The sequence below is a fragment of the Streptomyces murinus genome, from assembly GCF_002154555.1.
GTDB classification, from domain to species: domain Bacteria; phylum Actinomycetota; class Actinomycetes; order Streptomycetales; family Streptomycetaceae; genus Streptomyces; species Streptomyces murinus.
This window is the reverse complement of record NZ_MUNF01000438.1, coordinates 1-898: the sequence shown is the minus strand read 5'-3', so window position 1 is coordinate 898 and position 898 is coordinate 1. Positions and strand designations below refer to the sequence as shown.

The following is an 898-nucleotide window of genomic DNA, read 5'->3' as shown; positions in this document are numbered from 1 at the left end:
GTCCGCGCGCGGACCCGCGACCTTGCCGGGGGCGGCCGAGACGAGCGCGGGGGTGTAGTAGTTCAGGCCCAGCGCGTTCAACGGCGCCTTGGCCGCGGCGAGGTCGCCGTCCTGTACGAACGACCAGTCGGTGACCGAGGCGGTGTCCGCCAGCAGCGAGGCGGGGTACGCGCCGTGCAGCATCGGACCGTGGAAGACGCCGTTGGCCAGGTCGTCGATGCGCCGCACCGCCGCGAGGTCGGCCGGGTCCTGCGAGAGCGGCCGCACCACCGAGGAGTTGAGGCTGACCGCGATCTGGTTGCGGGTGGGCATCACCGAGCGCAGCGCCGAGACGGCGAGGCCGTGGCCCAGGTTGAGGTGGTGCGCGGCGCGCAGCGAGGCCGCCGGGTCGGTGCGGCCGGGGGCGTGCACCCCGGAGCCGTAGCCCAGGAAGGCGCTGCACCAGGGCTCGTTGAGGGTGATCCAGTGCTCCACCCGGTCGCCCAGGGCGTCCCCGACGAGCTGGGCGTACTCCGCGAACCGCAGCGCGGTCTCCCGCTCCGGCCAGCCGCCCGCGTCCTCCAGCTCCTGCGGCAGGTCCCAGTGGTAGAGGGTGACGGCGGGCTGGATGTTGTGCTCCAGCAGGTCGTCCACGAGTCGGCGGTAGAAGTCCAGGCCCACCTGGACCGCGGGGCCCCGGCCGGTCGGCTGCACCCGGGACCAGGAGACGGAGAACCGGTAGGCGTTCAGGCCGAGGTCGGCCATGAGCGCGACGTCCTCGCGGTAGCGGTGGTAGTGGTCCACGGCGATGTCACCGTGGTCACCGCCCGCCGTCCTGCCCGGGGTATGGCTGAACGTGTCCCAGATCGAGGGGGTGCGGCCGCCCTCCCGTACCGCGCCCTCGATCTGGGACACGTTC

1 protein-coding gene is annotated in these 898 nt (G+C 73.3%); it reads right to left on the bottom strand.

Features of this window, described 5'->3' with window-relative positions:
* The coding region (locus CCN72_RS25375) for a family 1 glycosylhydrolase (protein WP_143664196.1) at positions 1-894 on the bottom strand (894 nt) is incomplete at its 3' end.
* Positions 895-898 lie beyond the last annotated feature (4 nt).